This window comes from Scytonema millei VB511283 (genome assembly GCF_000817735.3).
Classification (GTDB): Bacteria; Cyanobacteriota; Cyanobacteriia; order Cyanobacteriales; family Chroococcidiopsidaceae; genus Chroococcidiopsis; species Chroococcidiopsis millei_B.
On the sequence record NZ_JTJC03000012.1, the window covers coordinates 52,851 to 69,778 of the forward strand.

The window sequence follows — 16,928 nt, forward strand, 5'->3', positions numbered from 1 at the left end:
TGTAAATGGTAGCGATCGCACTTGCTGAGTCATAATCTGGGATAAGCTAAATGCTAATTGCTGAGAGCCAACCTTGAGGTATGTACAGTTCTGCTCCTCTATTAGAAGTTGAAGATGTTTGGGCTGGGTACGTCAAAGACCTAGACATTCTCCAGGGTATAAATTTTCGGATTTTCCCTGGAGAAATCGTAGCGGTGATTGGTCCGAATGGTGCGGGAAAATCGACTCTAGCTAAGACGATTTTTGGATTACTCAACCCGCATCGAGGCAAAATTACGTTTAAAAATCGGAGTATTGCTGGTTTGAAGTCAAATCAAATCGTGCAGAGGGGAATGTGTTATGTACCGCAAATTTCTAATGTCTTCGCCTCTTTAAGCGTAGAAGAAAATTTAGAAATGGGAGCATACATTCGCAAAACTGCACTAGCTCCTTTAAAAGATCGAATTTATGGGACTTTTCCGGTTCTAGCCACTCGCAGACGGCAAAAGGCTGGAACTCTCTCTGGGGGAGAACGTCAAATGCTGGCGATGGGTAAAGCTTTGATGCTAGAACCGAGTTTATTATTACTTGACGAACCGAGTGCTGCCTTATCTCCTGTATTGGTATCGAGCGTTTTTGAACAAATTCAACAAATCAACCAAGGTGGAACGGCGATTGTCTTGGTGGAACAGAATGCTCGTAGAGCCTTGGCAATGGCACACCGGGGTTATGTATTAGATACGGGACGCGATCGCTTTTCCGGTCCTGGGAACGAATTGCTCAACGATCCCAAAGTCGCAGAATTATATCTCGGTGCGGGTAGGGTTCATTGAAAAACAAAGGTCAGCGACAGATTAATTGAGTTTACAAATTGAAATGAAGCGAGTTTTTCTAATTGTGGCTGGCTTAATGCTTGCTTTCGACTCGCAATTTGCTATGGCTGGTTCGCTTGACCGAAAACTCGGCATTGTTGTCGCGAAAGAAAATTTAGTTTGTCTCATTGCATCTGTGGCAAGTCTCAATATTGGCAGTCAAGTCAATCTCGTACTTCTGTCTGTGCCACAGAAAGTAGTTACTGGAACAGTTATGTCAGTTAGCGATCGCAAATGTACTGAGATATCAAAGCCACACAATATCCCTGGAAAATATTATCGGCTATCAGTACCAAATAATCATACCCAACTGAGCGTACCTGCAATTGGTATTTTAAACTCAAGCAACCAACTGCGTAGAGTTGGGTTAAGAGTAGTAGGCGATTTAGATGGTGATGGTATCGAAGAATCGTTTCGTTCTTGTACGAGTTCTGAAGGATTTCATCTCACCGTCTGGTCTGGTCGAGCGTTGACTGGAACTAGAAAATGGCACAGTTATTATTACCTTGGCTATGATGTTGAGCCGACCTGTACAACGATAGAAGTTAAAGACAATAATGATTTGAAATAATTCAACAGCAGCAGTATGCCAGATATGTGTCTCATACCAACGCCACCCTATAGCGCCTTAATTTTTGACTGTGACGGCACTCTAGCGCATACTATCCCCACTCATATTCAAGCGTGGTTAGCAACGCTACGTCCTCTAGGTGTCGATCTCAGCCAGGAATGGCTTTACGATCGCCGAGGTATGTCATCGCTGGAATTAATCGAAACTGTAAATCATACTTTTGGATTCGCCTTAGACGCTAACGTGGTTAATCCCGCACGGAAAAAATATTTTTTAGACTTACTACATCAAGTGGTAGAAATTGAAGCAGTGGCAGATGTTGCCCGCAGTCATTATGGCAAAGTTCCCCTCGCAGTAGCTTCAGGCGGCGATATTCGCGTGGTAGAACCTACCCTAAAGGCGATCGGGTTATATTCTTTATTTGATGCGATCGTGACTGTTAACGATGTAGAAAGGGGTAAGCCTGCACCTGATATTTTCTTATTAGCTGCCGATCGCATGGGCGTTACGCCTACAGATTGCATCGTTTACGAAGATAGCGATGCAGGTCTAGAAGCTGCCCACCGTGCGGGAATGCGGGCGATCGACGTGCGGGAATTGTGGCTAGCAGCAGCAGCGGAGATCGGAGTCACAGATAGTTAAGAGACGAGAATGTAAAGATTTGTCACAATAAAAGTAGCATCGATTGTGCTTCTATCATCACCAGCTATTCAAATTCATGACTGCCTCACCTCTAACTGCATCCAGCTCATTTCCACCCGTAAAAACGTGGACTTGGCAGGGATTTTCGATTTGCTATCAACAACAAGGCGATACCGGTATTCCCGTCATCCTGGTACATGGCTTTGGAGCTTCTTGGTGGCACTGGCGCAAGAATATCCCTGATTTGGCGCAGACTTGTAGGGTGTACGCTATCGATCTAATTGGCTTTGGTGGTTCCGCTAAACCGACTCCAGGTGAATTACAGCCAGGGAAACAAATCCCATATTCGTTTGAAACTTGGGGACGACAAATTGCTGATTTTTGCCGCGAAGTCGTGGGAACGCCAGCAGTTTTCATTGGGAATTCTGTCGGTTGTATTGCCGCAATGCAAGCAGCAGTGTACGCCCCCGATCTAACTATGGGTGTGGCAATGCTCAATTGTTCCTTACGTTTACTTCACGATCGCAAGCGCAGCGGCTTACCTTGGTATCGACGCTTCGGCGCGCCGCTGATTCAGAAATTATTAGCAGTTCAACCAGTTGGTAAATTGTTCTTTCAACAACTTGCCAAACCGAAAACAGTCAAAAAAATCTTGCTTCAAGCCTACGCTCATCCTGAAGCAGTCACAGATGAGTTAGTAGACCTGTTGATGGCTCCAGCGAAAGATGCTGGGGCTGTAGCAGTCTTTGTTGCCTTCACAGCCTATTCTCAAGGACCGCTACCTGAAGACTTGTTGCCCCAGCTATCTTGTCCGGCAATTTTCTTGTGGGGAACAGCAGACCCTTGGGAACCAGTAGATTTGGGGCGAGAACTAGCTAACTATCCGCAAGTACAGAAGTTTATTCCCTTACAAGGAGTTGGGCATTGTCCCCAAGACGAAGCGCCAGAATTGGTGAATCCGATATTGCAAGAGTGGATTGAAGAGATAGGAGTGAGGAGTGAGGAGTGAGGGAAAAATGGCTGGTGGCTGGTGACTAGTTACTAGAAATGCTTCCTCTGTCTCTTCAGCTCCCGATCGCTCCCTTGTCCTCCTTGTCCCCTCTTACTCGCTCCTCGCTCCTCGCTCCTCGCCCCTCATTTCTTGTTCCAACCAATCTTTGCCAACTTGAATGGTAATGTCAGAGCCAAGGTTGCCCGTGCTTTCAACGCGGACTTCACCTACGTTTAAGAGGTCGCGGATTGTTGTAGCACTTTCAGTATCGCCTTGCTGGGCAACAACATGAGTTGTGTCTAATGGCTCAGACCACGATTTTGTGATGTATACATTGCGATAGCCTGCACCAGCAAGAGATTTGACCAAAGAGCGGACAGCGCGATCGCTACCCGTGCTGTTAGAAATTGCAATTCTCAATCGCGCCGGATCGAAGTCCACTGGCTCGGATTCAGACAGAGGGGCATCGAAATGCTGCGTTGCCATTTTGGCAATGCGATCGCTGTCTGGCAACCAGTAGCTAGCTTTATACTCTCCTACATTACTAAATCGTCCAGGCAACATCAACATTTGCATGTTGGATCGATTAGTTTGTACGCCAAAATTCGCCAGTGCTACCAATTCATCCATCGATAAGTTCGTATCGAGGTGCGATTGAATCACAGAGAGAATCTGCGGCATCCGGGTAAGGGTATTCGGCGACAAGGTTTGTTCCGTTAGCGCCCGCATCACGAGTTGCTGGCGTTGAATCCGTCCGATATCACCGTTTTCGTCGTGACGATAGCGCAGTAGCTGGAGAGTCTTGTTCCCGTCAAGATGCTGCTTGCCAGCTTTGAGATTAATGTATAAATGCTGGCTATCATCTTGATATTTCATATCTTTGGGAACGTAAACAGTTACGCCACCCAAAGCATCGATTAACTTTTCCACCCCTTGGACGTTGATCCGAATGTAGCGATCGATCGGCACTCCATCGAGTAATTCGCTAATAGCTTTGGCACTACCTGCTGGACCACCAACGAGGTTAGCTTCATTGATTTTCGCTATGCCTCGACCTTCGATCTTGGTGCGGGTATCTCTGGGAATAGAAAGGGCAGCAATTTTTTTGGTCGCTGGGTCAAATCGCAGCAAAAGGATAGTGTCTGTCAAGCCGTCGAAGGAGTTGACTAACGCATGATATCCTTGCTTTTTGATTTCGGCAGCAGGTGTATTAACGTCTGTAGTGAGAACTTTTACACCTAGAACTAAAATATTAACTGGTCGGGTCAGCTCCGAAAGTTTGAAACCAGCCCGCGTTAAGCGATCGCCATGAGTCCCGAAAATTGCTTGTTCCTCAGGACTGAGCTGACTTTGCATCAGCGGCTTGGTTGACATAGTATAGGCTAAGAGCGCCCCTGCTGTGGCTGACAACACAGCGACACCACTCATGATTACCCAGAACCACAGCCAACGCCCAGTCCTACTCATAGCACTACTGCGCTTAAAATTTTTGGAATTACTTGTAGAATTGGATTTTGAGCCTGATATTCTTTGCACTGATACAACTTCCTCACACTTAACACTAGTCAGCAAAAATAGTTAATAAGTTTTTAACATGATAATGGACAAAGGCACAGCTATATGCTGCGCTTTCTCAATTGGCATATTCTCTGCACGGGTAACGCTGGCTACTGAAACAGTACATTTCATGACTTTGCGATCGAATTAGAGAATATTGCCTGGAGTCTACTGCAAATCACGCAGTGTCGCCATCTGGCTTATTACGGAATTCCAGCTAGAGAGTCGTACTTTTTACCGCTGCTGTCATACTATAAACCTCAGCGTTTGTCGAGCGCCCGCTCTGCAAGTGCCGAAAATCCTGGTAGACGTACTGACTTCCCAGCAGTCAATCGCAGCATTAACCACACACTGACTAAAAAATACCCAGATGTTAGTAAACTATTTAACATTAATAGACGAAAATTTAACAACTCTGAAGCTTCTGCTCCAGCACCCAACAAGAAATATGCCAGCAACCAGCTCAGTGCTAAGGTGACAGATAAACGGCTGACGGCGAGTTTTTCTTTTTGGTTGACAGTTGACAGTTGACAGTTGACAGTTGACGCTGGCGCTACACTGCGTGAAGACAGTTTTTGCTCCTCTGCTCCCTTGTCTCCCTTGTCTTCCCGATCTTCCCAACTCCCAACTCCCGACTCCCGACTCCCGCTTCTTTCATAACGATACAAAGTCCACAGTGAAGGAAAAAAGCCAATAATAGGAATCAGGTAAAAAAATAAATCCAGGCGATCGCGATTTAAATGCTCTGAGACTGTAAGCTTTTTCATATGATGTAATCGAATCCGAGCTTGGGGGGATGAGTTATGACAGCGGAGTTAGGGATAATAGGCTGCAAGGGACATTTGATTTAGTTCGCTCCCGCACTGAGAAAATGCAGAAACGCATTATTATAGGTTGGTGGCAAGCAATGTCACCTTTGACGCGATTTCTGGCGATCGCGCTATTGGCTCCACTACTCGTACTCAATGCTTGGGCAATCTCCTCCATCGTTGATTACTTCCACTCGCTGATTGTTATTTTAGTCGGTGCTTCTTTACTAGCATTTTTGTTGAACTATCCGGTAGGCTGGATGGAGCAGCAAGGGGCAAGGCGAGAACAAGTTGCTATTTTAGTCTTTTTGTTGGCTTTGTCGATTTTACTGGCGCTAGGTGTCACCCTCGTGCCTCTAGTGATTAGCCAGGCGCAGCAGCTCGTAACTCGCTTGCCAGAATGGATAGATTCGGGACGCTATCAGTTGGTGTTGTTAAATGATTGGGCTGAGGCTCAGGGTTATCCAATTAATCTCGATGCCTTAGTGGTACAAATAAACGATCGCGTGAAGGGACAATTACAAGCGATCGCCGTCCAAGCATTAAACCTAGCTGTGGTGACAGTGACAAGCCTGCTAGATTTTTTGCTGGGCATGGTTTTGACATTTTATTTGTTACAGCATGGGGACGAACTCTGGCAAAGCTTAATCGCTTGGCTACCAACACCCATTCGCCAGCCTTTTTCCCAAACTATCCGGTTGAGCTTTCAAAATTACTTCATCGGACAGTTAATTTTCGGTATTTGTATGGGTTCTGCCCTAACTGCCATTTTCTTGTGGCTGAAAGTGCCGTTTGGTTTGCTGTTTGGAATCACCATCGGGTTTATGGCTTTAGTTCCCTTCGGCGGTACGGTGGGAATTATTTTGACCACTTTATTAGTAGCGCTGCAAGATTTCTGGCTAGGTACTAGAGTTTTGGCAGCATCTGTGATCGTTCAGCAAATCTTAGATAACATTGTTGCTCCCCGTATTCTTGGTAGCGTCACTGGTTTAAATCCCGTATGGGTACTGATTTCCGTCTTAACAGGCGCTAGAGTTGGCGGTTTGCTGGGCGTAATCGTTGCCGTACCTACAGCAGTCGTGATCAAGACAGCCTTAAGTGCCGTGCGATCGCCCCAACTAACTGAAACGAGTTCTACTATGGCACCAACTGAGGCAGAAAAAACTAGTCTTACAGGGAGCAGGGACGAGCTGGGAGCAGGGAGCAGGGACGAGCCGCGTAGCAGAGAACAAGTAGCGAGTAGCGAGTAGTGAGTAGTGACCGCATAATTCCGAATTCCGAATTCCGAATTCTGAATTCAATCGCTCCTTGGCGATCGCCTTTAGCAAGGGCGCTGCACCTCAATCGCAGTCTACCTTATGCCCGCTACCTTCAACTGGCAACTGTCCGACTTGATGGTCGTCCTGCGAATCGAACAGTTGTATTTCGGGGTTTTTTAGATCGTAGCGATCGCCTCAAGTTTGTCAGCGATACTCGCAGTGAAAAATTCGCTCAGATTGAAGCTCAACCTTGGGCAGAGGCTTGCTGGTATTTTCCCAAAACCCGCGAACAATTTCGGATTACTGGTACGCTAAAGGCGATCGCCTCTGACGATCCCGATCCAGAATTACAACAAGTCCGTACCTCAAGCTGGCGAGAGTTGAGCGACTCCGCACGGCTGCAATTTGCTTGGGCGCATCCCGGTAAGCCAAGAGCTGCTGATGACACCTTCAATCCTCCAGCACCAAGCGCAGAAGTGCCATTACCGCACTTTTGTCTGTTGCTTTTAGAACCAATGCAGGTAGATCGCTTAGAATTGCGTGGCGACCCTCAAAACCGTACTATGTACACTTGGTTAGAAGGCGATCGTACTTGGTCTACTCAAGCCGTCAATCCTTAAACTAAGCCATTTTAAAAAACCAGACTCCTGTACGGGCGCACGGCTGTGCGCTCCTACTTACTACTCGCTCTGCGATCAAATCCCCGCACCATCGAGGAATTGTTGAATCACTTTATCTCTCATCTGACAGCTAGCAGCAGCGGGAAGAGACATGACTACAGAATCCTGGTGTGCTTGCTGCTGTTGTACTTTTTCTAGCTGTTGTTCTAACGCTTCAATTCTGTCAACGAGAGCGCGAATGACCTCTGCTTCTGAGTCAGGTAAGCTACCGTGTTCCAACGGATCGACTCTAGCCCCAGAACGGTAGATAATTCGACCTGGCACGCCAACAACAGTGCAATTAGAAGGTACATCGCGTAAAACAACAGAACCCGCTCCAATTCTGACGTTACTGCCAAGTTCGATGTTACCGAGGACTTTTGCCCCCGCACCCACCACGACATTATTTCCCACAGTCGGGTGACGCTTGCCGCTTTCTTTACCCGTACCACCCAGAGTCACGCCTTGGTAGAGCAGAACGTCATCACCCACGATCGCGGTTTCGCCAATCACGACCCCCATACCGTGGTCGATAAAAAAACCCTTGCCAATTGTCGCGCCAGGGTGAATCTCAATCCCAGTTAAAAATCGGGCGATCGCGGAAATAAAGCGTGGAATGAAGGGAAGACGCAGTTTGTAGAGTTGATGCGCCACTCGATGGAAGACAATTGCCTGTAAACCAGGGTAACATAACAGTACCTCTAGCCAGTTACGGGCAGCAGGGTCGCGGTCAAAAATAATCTTGAAGTCAGCAGCTATGGTAGATAGCACGGGTCAATGCCTAGCTAGGACAAAATTTTTACTTCTTTTATCTTATCTCTCACCGTGCGATCGATAAAGTTTATTTGCGTTCTTCTCAGTGTAGATATCTCGACCTCTTTTTTCCTAACTTCTCTACCTGGTTCCCAATCGTGCCTCCACTCCTATTAATTACCTTGCTACTATTTACAGCATCGATGGTGACTAATATATTCGTCCTAACTCCTATAGAGTTAATCAGGCACGTGAATATACCAAATTGGTTGATTTTGGGTGGGCTATTGTTAGTTTTTCTGTGGTGTTTTGGAGAAGAGTGAAACGAAAGTTCTTTAAAGTTCTTTATGGCTTGATAGTCTTCGATCTCTTCCCCTGCACTGACTGAGCCATTGCGCGTAAATCTTGCTCCCAGTCTGGCTGAGTCATGAGTAAAGCTTCCACCGCCTCGCTATCTGTAGGCTTCGAGAAGAAATAACCTTGTCCGTACTCGGATTTGAGCGCTTGTAGTTGATACATTTGAGTCTTTGTTTCTACACCTTCGGCAACAACATTCATGCCCAAATTCCACGCCAAAGCAACTATAGTCCGAATAATTTCTATTTTCTCCGGTTCGCAATCGACGTTATTCACAAACGAGCGATCGATCTTCAGAGTGTCGATTGGTAAGCGATGCAGATAGCTTAACGAAGAATAACCCGTACCGAAATCGTCAATAGAAAATTGAATGCCCATCGCTCTGAGCTGACAAATAACGGCAGCAGCAGCTTCGGCATTTTCTACCAGCACGCTTTCTGTAATTTCCAACTTCAAACTCGTGGGAGCTAAGCCAGTTTCCTGTAGAATCCGATCTACCTGCTCAATCAGATTTGACTGAGTAAATTGTTTGCCAGAAACATTAACACTGATAGTTAAAGGTGGTTCGCTAGGAAAGCGCTCTTGCCAATACCGCGTTTGCTGGCAAGCTTGTTGTAAAACCCACCAACCGATCGCGCAAATCAATCCCGTTTCTTCTGCTACCGGAATAAACTTAATGGGTGGAATCATACCACTTGTCGGATGTTGCCAGCGGACTAAAGCCTCAAAACCTGTAATCTTGCCAGTTTTGAGCGAGACAATCGGCTGATAGAAGACTCGTAATTCTTGCCGTTCTAGTGCCTTGCGCAGATCGATTTCAATTTGCAATCTTGCCATAGCATGACCGTGCATCGATGGATCGAAAGTTTCCGTCCGCGCTTTCCCAAGAGTTTTGGCGCGATGCATTGCTGTGTCGGCATCTCTGAGTAAATCTTCTGGATATTCGTAGTCCAGCGTACTCAAAGCAATCCCAATGCTAGCAGAAGCAAATACTTCGTGTTCTCCTAAGTAAAAAGGCAAAGCCAGCCGTTGTTGAATGCGTTCGGCAATTTGAAGCGCTTCTTGCTCGTCTCCTATAGCTTCTAGCAGTAGAGTAAACTCGTCTCCCCCCAAACGAGCAATTGTATCCCCAGGACGCACGCAGGTTTGTAACCGACTAGCGATCGCTTTTAACATCCGATCGCCGCAGCTATGACCTAAACTATCGTTAATCACCTTAAACCGATCTATATCTAGAAATAGCACCGCAAACAAATAATCTTCTTGGTATTTTTGTTTGTCAATTGCTCGTCGCAAGCGCTCCATTAGTAAAATTCGATTTGGTAGCCCCGTCTGCTCGTCGTGATAAGCTTGATATCGCAATTGCACTTCTGCTTGCTTGCGCTCGGTGATATCAGTTTGAGAGCCTGCTATGCGGTAGGGTTTACCCTCAGCATCGCGCAAGGCTAATCCTTGACACAATAGCCAGCGATCGCTACCATCTGCTAACGTAATCCGATACTCGCTCTCAAACTGGGGCGTTCGTTCTGCTAAATGCTCGCCCAGGGCTATTTGTACGGCATTAAGATCGGCGGGGTGGATGCGTTGAAAAAATTCTGTGGCACTCGTTTGGGAGTTTTCCACTGCTAAATCCATCAACATTTGCGATCGCTTAGATAAATAGATGCGATCGGTATTTAAATTCCAGTCCCATAAACCATCTCGCGCCGCTTGCGCTGCTAAAGCATATCTTTGTTCGTCTTGCAAGGATTTTTGAGTAGCTCGCCGTTCTTCTTCAATACCAATAGCTGCGGCAATAATATCGATTATTTGGCGATCGATTTCGCTGGCAATATATGTAGTTGTGTACCAGGCAGACAAACAACCAACAACTTGTTGCTGGCATTTGACAACTTTACCAATATATGTATTAATGTTATGCGCCTGAATGCTAGGCTCAGTCTGAGCGTATTTTGTTGTGAGTAGGTCTGATAATACCCAAACTTCATCACTGTTTTGTTGGATGAGATCGTGACAAATTCGTCCCTCGGTTCGATTTACTCGCTCGAATTCGGATGGCGTTTGCCACTGTCCTACTGCACAAAGCTCCCCATGATCTAGAGAACTGTATAATGTGCAACTTGCTCCCAATAATTCCCCTAGCAATGCTGTTAATAGGTTAATATTTCCGCTTGGATCGGTACAAAAACTTAATAAACATCGATTAATTTTCGTTAATTTTGCTTCTATCTCCTTTTCCTTATTTATAGTAATCTCAGCTTGACGAACGCTATCATCTCGATCGCTCTGTTCATCTGTTTGCGATCGCTCTAACGATTTCAAACTCGAACGATAAAAGAGACTAACTGCGATAATTGCAGTTGCGATACTAGCGATAGTGGAAACTGCAATCTGGCGATCGGCTGCTGCAATGGCTGCTACAAGACTTTGAGCATGTTTAGCTAGCTGCTGCTCCATAGAACTGCTATGCGCCTCTACTGCAATGTTGCGATCGACTCTTAAAACCAAAGATTGAGTTTCTGAATTCATGGCGATCGCAATGCATCCAAGTAATCCTCCCCAGATGAACGTACAAATAAATATAAAATATAATTTTTGAGGAATATTCATCAAACACCCTAAGAACAGTTTTCAATACTAAAGCAGCTCAAAAAATAAATCGTAAATAACGTATATTAATTTCTCCGCTTGCATCGGTCAGAAAAAACCTCAAAAAAATACTGAAAAACTCCTTTCATCGTGACAACAATATTATCTATCTTCAAGGAAGATCGTAATGATTTTCGGAGAGAGATCGCGACAATGGTAGTCTAGTATGACCAAATTTTACCTAAGTAAATTCAACGAATTTCCAGTCAAAACTATAGATGTAAAGAGAAAAATTACCGATTTTTACATAGTGTAGTGCGTGAGAATAAGTCACAAGTCGCGCCTTCGCAAGTAATTCCCCCTGCTCGTGCGCTCATGCGCTCCCTATTCACTGACAACTGACAACTGACAACTGACAACTGACAACTGACAACTGACAACCAGTCCCTTTTCTGACTTCTACTTGGTAAAATTGGAATAATGTCACAATTTGCAAATTAGCCGACCGTAGCGAGTATATTCACATGGCTTCTGAAATCGCAGTTGAAAAGAAAAAGTTAAAAAACCCTCCCTTAGATATCCGCTATTTGGGCGATCGCGCTCTGCGTCAACCTGCAAAACGCATCAGCAAAGTCGATGTAGAAGTTCGCCAGTTGGCGCGAGAAATGCTACAGAGTATGTATAGCGCAGACGGCATCGGCTTGGCTGCACCACAAGTAGCTGTATCCAAGCAAATCATCGTTATTGACTGCGAACCAGACAATGCCGCTAACCCACCCTTGATCCTGATCAATCCTACGATCAAACGTACCAGCAGCGATATCTGCGTGGCGGAAGAGGGCTGCTTGAGTATCCCAGGCATTTATCTGAACGTGACGCGCCCCCAAGCCGTAGAAATTGCTTACAAGGACGAATACGGGCATCCGCGATCGCTACAAGCTACAGACTTACTGGCTCGCTGTATTCAGCACGAAATCGACCATCTCAACGGAATTGTCTTCGTCGATCGCGTCGAAAACAGGCTAGCTTTAACCCAAGAACTGGCAAAGCATGGCTTTTCCATGAGTGCAGTCAAACCTGTTGCTTAAGGAGATTTACCATGAATGCAATGACACCCAAAAGCGGCTTATTTCTTGGCGGATGTTGTATTACGGCGATCGCAGCAGTTGGTTCGGTGTTCGAGCTAGCTTCCGGTCAACCCGATTTAGGTAACTTGAATACAGCGGTGATTCTTGCCATTAGTATCCCAGCCACAGTCCTCTTGTTTGTTGCTGCCGTGCGGAATGCAAACAGCGAGTGAATTCAGAGGAGATAGAAGCAGATAGGAAGAGACAGGTAGTGCTGGGATTCGATTGACAGAGGCAATTGGTACAAGTCCTTAAATTTATCTAGCAATTACCGGACTAAAGTATAAAATGATTTTCTTGAGCACAAGAGCGCAAGTGCAAACAGCCTTGATTCTAAACCCATAAATATTTAGTTGTTAGATTCTCTCCTGTCTCTTGTCTCTTGCTTTCTGTCTCCTCTTATTACCGATACTATATGACCGAACAACATCTTGCTGAAGGATGGTTGCGGCTATTACCTAATGCAGGAGAAGCTGGACTGACATGCAGTTACAGCCTTTCACCCGAGCGAGAAATGACAATCGGGCGCGATCCTGCCTGCGATATCGTACTGGAATCGGAGCAGTATGGTATGGTTTCTCGCCATCATGCCACTTTCTACCCCCTACCTCAAAATCGGTGGCAGGTGTGTGACATGAACAGTAGTAACGGTACTTTTATCAACGGACAGCGCTTGCAAGGCTGTCGGGAACTTGTTCCAGGCGATCGCATCACGTTGGGCGAAGGTCGCGAAGCGTTTGCGAAGCATGGTCGAAGAGCATACCGCCTTCGGCATCGCGGTGCAGAATTCATTTTTGAATCTCATTCTCCTCACCCATCCAGCCTCATTCCGCCACCTGCATCACCGCTGACTGAAGCAGAAGTCAATTTTTCCCACTTATTTCCGATTATCTCTACTGCTAAAGACTTAACCCACAAAGCTTATTTAATTCCAGGTATTTTCACAGTTATATTTGTCGTCTTAATGTTTGCTACTGTCGGTCAACCAAAAGCGATTCGTTTCAATCAACTATTGGTTGCCACCTACTTGAGTAGCGCCGCCTATTATTTTGTCTATCGGCTTTGTGGAAAAATTAAACCTTGGTGGCTTCCAATTCTTGCTGCCACAGCTACAGCGCTCATTCTATTTAGCCCTATCTTACCCCTATTTATCTTTATCTTCCGTCGCATCTTACCAGGAGATTTACCTAATTCTCTTATAGCGCTGAGCTTTCCCGAATTATTCTTGCGGATGTTCGTCGGGGCTGGCTTAATGGAAGAGTTTCTGAAAGCTTTACCCGTCTTGGGGGCATATGCTTTAGGACGACGACTTGCTTCTCCTTGGCGTGAATGGATTGGGGTCTGGGAACCTTTAGACGGCATTCTACTGGGAACTGCCTCAGCTGTGGGCTTTACCTTGGTCGAAACGTTATGGCAATACGTGCCAGAAATTGCTCAAAACGTGGCGATGTCAGCCGGACAAGCTGCTGGTCAAATTGTGGGATTGCAATTACTGATTCCGCGTATCATCGGTGCAGTTGCTGGACATATGGCAGATAGCGGATATTTTGGTTATTTCATTGGTTTAAGCGTACTCAAACCGCGTCAACGTTGGCAGATCTTGAGTGTGGGATATGTCAGTGCAGCCGCACTTCATGCTTTATGGAACTCCACCGCTGCTTTTAGCGGCTTGCTCCTAGTCGTGGTAGGTGTTCTATCGTATGCGTTTTTAACGGCAGCGATTCTCAAAGCTAGAATGCTCTCACCAACGCGATCGCAAAACTTTGCCACTCGCTTTTTGGAAAAGACACCTAAAAGACCAGATTAAGTGAATTTCAGATTTTAGATTTCGGATTTTGGATTTGGGACTTTAGATTCTGAGACGACTCATCCCTAACTCCTCGCTCCTCATTCCTCGCCCCGCTCAGCTTGCAATTGAGATATGGCGTAGCGAGCGATCGCCAAACTGATTTGAGCGCGTTCGATGTCAGATCGCACTTCCCAGTCTTGACCGTAACGATTGAGCGTGGATTCGATCGCGGTAGTCGATGGCTCAATATTACTGCGCATACTGTAGGCATATGGACGAGCGAGAATTAATAGATCGTCTTCCGAACAATTCGGTAATAATTCTTGTACGCACTGTACCAATTGTTGCGCCATAGATTTTTGTGTCGCTAACATGTCAGTTGCTTTATGAGCGATCGCTTGTAACCAAGCTGTCGGCATGTAAGCTGCAAATCGCTGTTGCAAAGTTGTCTGAAGAGACTGCTCGTCTGTCGCACTAGCAGACACAGTTTTTGGCTTAGTGTTCTCCCATAACTGTTCCACGCTAGCGAGGAAATCTGGCGCATGGGCAGAGAGTTCCTCTTCCCACCAGTCTTCTTGCTGTAATTGCTGTTCTTGTTCGAGAAAGAATGCTTCTGCTGCTTCTTCAGCAGGGTTCCAGGGATAAGTTGCTGTTTCAGAGGCAAGTAGTGTTTCTAATAACTCTAATTCAGTCAGCAACCGATGCCGTTCGTTAATTTCAGAAGACTTGAATTCGTTTGTCATTGTACAATTCATCATGGGTGTCTGCAAAAACGCTGTATGAGTAGCTACACCACCTGAACAGCCATTTCCGCAACTACATAAATTATGCAAATTAAGATTGGGATCGCAGTATCTCTGCTGCAATTTTGCAGTATTTCATTGCAGTTTTTGCATAAAGCATCTTGCTGTTTTCCTCTCTTTACTGCATGAAGTGCGGATTAATTCCAGCTTGAGAAGACAAAGGGTATTCTCATAAATCGGCGAGCAGGCAACCCGTTGCTACGCAAAGCTGCTTCACTTGCAGAAATTCAACAATTAGCTGGTACATTTACTTTTCTCCATAAAAAATTTACTTTGGTCTTAGTTGTATGGCAGCAGTTCTCAAGACAGAGCTTTACGCAAAAATATATCAATTTTTTCTTCTTTCTGCCCTCTGCCTTCTGTCTTCCTTCGCTCAACTTCAGTCTTCAACAATAAATTCGTAGGTTTGACCCTTATGGCTGCCGAATTTTAACTTCATTCCCGATTTTAGCGGGACTTCCTCACGATATACATTTTGCCAGCGATCGCTACTGGGTATATTTGACAGCAAAGTCCCGAAACGAGAATTATCTCGTAAGAAAAAAGTCGTATCGCCGCGGTCTTGACGGCAATAGATTTCTGCGTGTCTTTGACTGACCCAGCCTTCTTGAACTACAATATCATTCTCTGCCAGACGACCTACCCTTACTAATCTCGTACCTAAATGCCAGACTTGCTCTGGAGCAGAAGTAGAGCGCAGTTGCGCCCTTACTGGTGGGTATACTGTTGTACCCGCGACCGTATCTTCTGGTAGCTGAGTAATTTCGTCGCGAGCGGGTGCGCCGAGCAACTCCCCATCAAACTCTGGATGCATGTAGAGGATGGGTAGCGTCCAAGCATGAGAAATATATTTATAAACAGCTAGTAGTTGCTGTCTGGCGATCGCCGCCGCGCGATCGATCGGCGAACCTGCTGCTAACGCCTGGGTAAAAACTTGAATAAAACTTAAAGCTTCTTCATCGGCAATTTCATCTCGCATTCCCAGTACTGCTGGTACGCCGTGATGAATCAAGACTTCTGCTAAACTGCTACGCGGTAAAGGTTGTCCGTTATCAAACGCGGGTTGCGCTCCCCAACAGGCATTAATCGCGCATAATTTGACTTGAGAACGTGCTAGTACATGGGCTAACTCCGTACCGTCAATCGCCACCCCAGGACGTAAAAACAACAATCCTCCATTTGGAGCGCTCAAACCATGACCGGAATAAAAGAAAATATTGTAAGCTTGAGTTTCTAGCTGCGAGATTAATTCTTTAGGAGTAGGTTGCAGCAAAGTGTCTACCCGACAGGGAACCGTTGCTAAATTTCTCCTTTCAATTGGTTTGAGTTGTTGAAAGCTTCTCAGAGTTTGTTCGAGAATTTTTGCTTCTGTTTCCAACTGCAAGCTTCCAGCTTCGGTGTCTTGTCCCAAAACCAGCAAAACATTCAAACCCTGACTGGGTGGTAGCGAAATCAGGGAACCAACATCGTTAGTCGTGCGACTGAAAAAGACTTGTGGTGCTTGTAGTGGTGAAGGTAGGGAGATAGCTGGTTTTCCAGCCTGAGGCTGCATAATTTCCCAAGGCAAGGCGATCAGATCCGGCTCTCGAATATCTATTCTTAGCCGTAACGGTTTTCCTTGTCCGATCGCAATCCCTTGGCTCTTCTCCAGACTCATTTGTACTTGTCCCTGAAAAATCCACTGCCAAAGGTTGATGCATAAATGTTGCATCAAACGACCCCCTTGTCCGTTGGTTTTTCCGCCAGGATAGGCAACGATTTCTGGAACTAAATCCAAGGTCTGAGAAATTATCTCTGGAGAAATTGGTGGCGATGAACGAGGCGCAAACATTGCCTGCCAAGCTTGCCAAGCCTGCATCAATCTAGGAGACAAAACACAATCATGCTTAACATATCCCCCAGGATAAGGGGCTTGCACTACCCAAATGGCAAAGTTATCTTTACCAGCATTGGCAAGACGTTCGATTGCTAAACTCAAGCAGGGAATGTCAGACTGGGACATCAATAACCACGATCGCTATCAAAACTCGCAAATATGCAACTGTCTTAGTTTAATAGTTTATTTAACTGGGAGCTAGAGGCTAAGGTTATGAGAAACAAGTCACAAGTCACTCCTCATAAGTCACAATTAAAAACATGCACTACTCTTTGCCGATCGCTTCGTACAGGCA

The 16,928-nt window shown here is 45.8% G+C and carries 15 protein-coding genes; 9 read left to right on the top strand and 6 right to left on the bottom strand.

What is annotated here, in order from left to right:
• Positions 1 to 80: 80 nt before the first annotated feature.
• The 4 genes from QH73_RS25070 (at position 81) to QH73_RS25085 (ending at position 3,073) form a co-directional block, all read left to right on the top strand.
• Positions 81 to 812: an ABC transporter ATP-binding protein gene (locus tag QH73_RS25070; protein ID WP_039713869.1), complete on the top strand. Its 732-nt coding sequence runs from the start codon at positions 81 to 83 to the stop codon at positions 810 to 812.
• 43 nt (positions 813 to 855) lie between these two features.
• A complete protein-coding gene (locus tag QH73_RS25075; RefSeq protein WP_039713868.1) occupies positions 856 to 1,422 on the top strand; it encodes a hypothetical protein in 567 nt (188 codons plus the stop codon).
• Between the two features lie 15 nt (positions 1,423 to 1,437).
• The gene (locus QH73_RS25080; RefSeq protein WP_063777302.1) at positions 1,438 to 2,064 is read left to right on the top strand and encodes an HAD family hydrolase; all 627 of its coding nucleotides are present in this window, start codon (positions 1,438 to 1,440) and stop codon (positions 2,062 to 2,064) included.
• Positions 2,065 to 2,140: 76 nt separating this feature from the next.
• A complete protein-coding gene (locus tag QH73_RS25085; protein ID WP_039713866.1) occupies positions 2,141 to 3,073 on the top strand; it encodes an alpha/beta fold hydrolase in 933 nt (310 codons plus the stop codon).
• 93 nt (positions 3,074 to 3,166) lie between these two features.
• Here the strand turns inward: QH73_RS25085 and QH73_RS25090 are convergent, their stop codons facing one another.
• Positions 3,167 to 4,522 (bottom strand): LCP family protein, encoded by a 1,356-nt coding sequence (locus QH73_RS25090; RefSeq protein ID WP_132867536.1) that lies wholly within the window; start codon positions 4,520 to 4,522, stop codon positions 3,167 to 3,169.
• Between the two features lie 350 nt (positions 4,523 to 4,872).
• A complete protein-coding gene (locus QH73_RS25095; protein ID WP_039713864.1) occupies positions 4,873 to 5,379 on the bottom strand; it encodes a hypothetical protein in 507 nt (168 codons plus the stop codon).
• Between the two features lie 104 nt (positions 5,380 to 5,483).
• On the opposite strand from QH73_RS25095, the gene QH73_RS25100 reads away from it, so the two are divergent.
• Both QH73_RS25100 and QH73_RS25105 read left to right on the top strand, forming a co-directional pair.
• Positions 5,484 to 6,671 (top strand): AI-2E family transporter, encoded by a 1,188-nt coding sequence (locus QH73_RS25100; RefSeq protein ID WP_039713863.1) that lies wholly within the window; start codon positions 5,484 to 5,486, stop codon positions 6,669 to 6,671.
• On the top strand, positions 6,671 to 7,300 hold the full coding sequence (locus tag QH73_RS25105; RefSeq protein WP_309476533.1) for an Npun_F5749 family FMN-dependent PPOX-type flavoprotein: 630 nt from the start codon (positions 6,671 to 6,673) through the stop codon (positions 7,298 to 7,300). Before QH73_RS25100 ends, QH73_RS25105 begins: the two co-directional genes overlap by 1 nt.
• Before the next feature lie 75 nt (positions 7,301 to 7,375).
• On the opposite strand, the gene cysE is transcribed toward QH73_RS25105, so the two are convergent.
• Entirely contained in the window at positions 7,376 to 8,110 is a 735-nt protein-coding gene (gene cysE, locus QH73_RS25110) for a serine O-acetyltransferase (RefSeq protein WP_015156424.1), read from the bottom strand.
• A 327-nt stretch (positions 8,111 to 8,437) separates the two neighbouring features.
• On the bottom strand, positions 8,438 to 11,059 hold the full coding sequence (locus QH73_RS25115; RefSeq protein WP_052289811.1) for an EAL domain-containing protein: 2,622 nt from the start codon (positions 11,057 to 11,059) through the stop codon (positions 8,438 to 8,440).
• Between the two features lie 503 nt (positions 11,060 to 11,562).
• Here QH73_RS25115 and def point away from each other — a divergent pair.
• From def to QH73_RS25130, 3 genes are all read left to right on the top strand, one after another.
• On the top strand, positions 11,563 to 12,126 hold the full coding sequence (def, locus tag QH73_RS25120) for a peptide deformylase (protein WP_039713862.1): 564 nt from the start codon (positions 11,563 to 11,565) through the stop codon (positions 12,124 to 12,126).
• 20 nt (positions 12,127 to 12,146) lie between these two features.
• The gene (locus QH73_RS25125; protein ID WP_039714605.1) at positions 12,147 to 12,338 is read left to right on the top strand and encodes a hypothetical protein; all 192 of its coding nucleotides are present in this window, start codon (positions 12,147 to 12,149) and stop codon (positions 12,336 to 12,338) included.
• A 242-nt stretch (positions 12,339 to 12,580) separates the two neighbouring features.
• Complete coding sequence (locus tag QH73_RS25130) at positions 12,581 to 13,972, top strand: PrsW family glutamic-type intramembrane protease (RefSeq protein ID WP_039713861.1); 1,392 nt, start codon at positions 12,581 to 12,583, stop codon at positions 13,970 to 13,972.
• Between the two features lie 80 nt (positions 13,973 to 14,052).
• On the opposite strand, the gene QH73_RS25135 is transcribed toward QH73_RS25130, so the two are convergent.
• Together QH73_RS25135 and QH73_RS25140 are read right to left on the bottom strand one after the other, a co-directional pair.
• Positions 14,053 to 14,697 carry a hypothetical protein gene (locus QH73_RS25135; protein ID WP_063777316.1) on the bottom strand — a complete coding sequence of 215 codons (645 nt, stop codon included), beginning with the start codon at positions 14,695 to 14,697 and terminating at the stop codon, positions 14,053 to 14,055.
• 439 nt (positions 14,698 to 15,136) lie between these two features.
• The gene (locus QH73_RS25140) at positions 15,137 to 16,759 is read right to left on the bottom strand and encodes a CHAT domain-containing protein (protein ID WP_039713860.1); all 1,623 of its coding nucleotides are present in this window, start codon (positions 16,757 to 16,759) and stop codon (positions 15,137 to 15,139) included.
• Positions 16,760 to 16,928 lie beyond the last annotated feature (169 nt).

Bases quoted from the DNA above. Each gene is read 5' to 3' on its own strand.
- QH73_RS25070 (WP_039713869.1), top strand. From the start codon at position 81: ATGTACAGTTCTGCTCCTCTATTAGAAGTTGAAGATGTTTGGGCTGGG.
- QH73_RS25075 (WP_039713868.1), top strand. From the start codon at position 856: ATGAAGCGAGTTTTTCTAATTGTGGCTGGCTTAATGCTTGCTTTCGAC.
- QH73_RS25080 (WP_063777302.1), top strand. From the start codon at position 1,438: ATGCCAGATATGTGTCTCATACCAACGCCACCCTATAGCGCCTTAATT.
- QH73_RS25085 (WP_039713866.1), top strand. From the start codon at position 2,141: ATGACTGCCTCACCTCTAACTGCATCCAGCTCATTTCCACCCGTAAAA.
- QH73_RS25090 (WP_132867536.1), bottom strand. From the start codon at position 4,522: ATGAGTAGGACTGGGCGTTGGCTGTGGTTCTGGGTAATCATGAGTGGT.
- QH73_RS25095 (WP_039713864.1), bottom strand. From the start codon at position 5,379: ATGAAAAAGCTTACAGTCTCAGAGCATTTAAATCGCGATCGCCTGGAT.
- QH73_RS25100 (WP_039713863.1), top strand. From the start codon at position 5,484: ATGCAGAAACGCATTATTATAGGTTGGTGGCAAGCAATGTCACCTTTG.
- QH73_RS25115 (WP_052289811.1), bottom strand. From the start codon at position 11,059: ATGAATATTCCTCAAAAATTATATTTTATATTTATTTGTACGTTCATC.
- def (WP_039713862.1), top strand. From the start codon at position 11,563: ATGGCTTCTGAAATCGCAGTTGAAAAGAAAAAGTTAAAAAACCCTCCC.
- QH73_RS25125 (WP_039714605.1), top strand. From the start codon at position 12,147: ATGACACCCAAAAGCGGCTTATTTCTTGGCGGATGTTGTATTACGGCG.
- QH73_RS25130 (WP_039713861.1), top strand. From the start codon at position 12,581: ATGACCGAACAACATCTTGCTGAAGGATGGTTGCGGCTATTACCTAAT.
- QH73_RS25135 (WP_063777316.1), bottom strand. From the start codon at position 14,697: ATGACAAACGAATTCAAGTCTTCTGAAATTAACGAACGGCATCGGTTG.
- QH73_RS25140 (WP_039713860.1), bottom strand. From the start codon at position 16,759: ATGTCCCAGTCTGACATTCCCTGCTTGAGTTTAGCAATCGAACGTCTT.